The following is a 2,500-nucleotide window of genomic DNA, read 5'->3' on the forward strand; positions in this document are numbered from 1 at the left end:
CTTTGAAAACTAAACAAGACAAAACGTACCTGTTAATTCAAAGTTTTAAATAAATCGCACAGCGATGTGCGTAGTCAGTCAAACTACTTTATCGGAGAGTTTGATCCTGGCTCAGGACGAACGCTGGCGGCGTGCCTAATACATGCAAGTCGAGCGGACAGATGGGAGCTTGCTCCCTGATGTTAGCGGCGGACGGGTGAGTAACACGTGGGTAACCTGCCTGTAAGACTGGGATAACTCCGGGAAACCGGGGCTAATACCGGATGGTTGTCTGAACCGCATGGTTCAGACATAAAAGGTGGCTTCGGCTACCACTTACAGATGGACCCGCGGCGCATTAGCTAGTTGGTGAGGTAACGGCTCACCAAGGCGACGATGCGTAGCCGACCTGAGAGGGTGATCGGCCACACTGGGACTGAGACACGGCCCAGACTCCTACGGGAGGCAGCAGTAGGGAATCTTCCGCAATGGACGAAAGTCTGACGGAGCAACGCCGCGTGAGTGATGAAGGTTTTCGGATCGTAAAGCTCTGTTGTTAGGGAAGAACAAGTGCCGTTCAAATAGGGCGGCACCTTGACGGTACCTAACCAGAAAGCCACGGCTAACTACGTGCCAGCAGCCGCGGTAATACGTAGGTGGCAAGCGTTGTCCGGAATTATTGGGCGTAAAGGGCTCGCAGGCGGTTTCTTAAGTCTGATGTGAAAGCCCCCGGCTCAACCGGGGAGGGTCATTGGAAACTGGGGAACTTGAGTGCAGAAGAGGAGAGTGGAATTCCACGTGTAGCGGTGAAATGCGTAGAGATGTGGAGGAACACCAGTGGCGAAGGCGACTCTCTGGTCTGTAACTGACGCTGAGGAGCGAAAGCGTGGGGAGCGAACAGGATTAGATACCCTGGTAGTCCACGCCGTAAACGATGAGTGCTAAGTGTTAGGGGGTTTCCGCCCCTTAGTGCTGCAGCTAACGCATTAAGCACTCCGCCTGGGGAGTACGGTCGCAAGACTGAAACTCAAAGGAATTGACGGGGGCCCGCACAAGCGGTGGAGCATGTGGTTTAATTCGAAGCAACGCGAAGAACCTTACCAGGTCTTGACATCCTCTGACAATCCTAGAGATAGGACGTCCCCTTCGGGGGCAGAGTGACAGGTGGTGCATGGTTGTCGTCAGCTCGTGTCGTGAGATGTTGGGTTAAGTCCCGCAACGAGCGCAACCCTTGATCTTAGTTGCCAGCATTCAGTTGGGCACTCTAAGGTGACTGCCGGTGACAAACCGGAGGAAGGTGGGGATGACGTCAAATCATCATGCCCCTTATGACCTGGGCTACACACGTGCTACAATGGACAGAACAAAGGGCAGCGAAACCGCGAGGTTAAGCCAATCCCACAAATCTGTTCTCAGTTCGGATCGCAGTCTGCAACTCGACTGCGTGAAGCTGGAATCGCTAGTAATCGCGGATCAGCATGCCGCGGTGAATACGTTCCCGGGCCTTGTACACACCGCCCGTCACACCACGAGAGTTTGTAACACCCGAAGTCGGTGAGGTAACCTTTTAGGAGCCAGCCGCCGAAGGTGGGACAGATGATTGGGGTGAAGTCGTAACAAGGTAGCCGTATCGGAAGGTGCGGCTGGATCACCTCCTTTCTAAGGATTTTAACGGAATATAAGACCTTGGGTCTTATAAACAGAACGTTCCCTGTCTTGTTTAGTTTTGAAGGATCATTCGATTCTTCGAGATGTTGTTCTTTGAAAACTAGATAACAGAAGTAATTCACATTCAATTAGTAATGCAAGATATCACGTAGTGATTCTTTTTAACGGTTAAGTTAGAAAGGGCGCACGGTGGATGCCTTGGCACTAGGAGCCGATGAAGGACGGGACGAACACCGATATGCTTCGGGGAGCTGTAAGCAAGCTTTGATCCGGAGATTTCCGAATGGGGAAACCCACCACTCGTAATGGAGTGGTATCCATATCTGAATACATAGGATATGAGAAGGCAGACCCGGGGAACTGAAACATCTAAGTACCCGGAGGAAGAGAAAGCAAATGCGATTCCCTGAGTAGCGGCGAGCGAAACGGGACCAGCCCAAACCAAGAGGCTTGCCTCTTGGGGTTGTAGGACACTCTGTACGGAGTTACAAAGGAACGAGGTAGATGAAGAGGTCTGGAAAGGCCCGCCATAGGAGGTAACAGCCCTGTAGTCAAAACTTCGTTCTCTCCTGAGTGGATCCTGAGTACGGCGGAACACGTGAAATTCCGTCGGAATCCGGGAGGACCATCTCCCAAGGCTAAATACTCCCTAGTGACCGATAGTGAACCAGTACCGTGAGGGAAAGGTGAAAAGCACCCCGGAAGGGGAGTGAAAGAGATCCTGAAACCGTGTGCCTACAAGTAGTCAGAGCCCGTTAACGGGTGATGGCGTGCCTTTTGTAGAATGAACCGGCGAGTTACGATCCCGTGCAAGGTTAAGCAGAAGATGCGGAGCCGCAGCGAAAGCGAGTCT

General features: G+C 52.3%; 2 rRNA genes (1 of these 2 only partly in view). Both read left to right on the top strand.

The annotated features are described in order from the left end of the window. Positions 1-88 precede the first annotated feature (88 nt). Positions 89-1,638: ribosomal RNA gene (locus NYE28_RS00990) — 16S ribosomal RNA — on the top strand. Between the two features lie 175 nt (positions 1,639-1,813). Continuing rightward, positions 1,814-2,500, top strand: a 23S ribosomal RNA gene (locus tag NYE28_RS00995) (it continues 2,243 nt past the right edge of the window). Together the 16S and 23S rRNA genes form the textbook arrangement of a ribosomal RNA operon.

The organism is Bacillus sp. FSL R5-0443, from assembly GCF_038608285.1.
Taxonomy (GTDB): domain Bacteria; phylum Bacillota; class Bacilli; order Bacillales; family Bacillaceae; genus Bacillus; species Bacillus velezensis.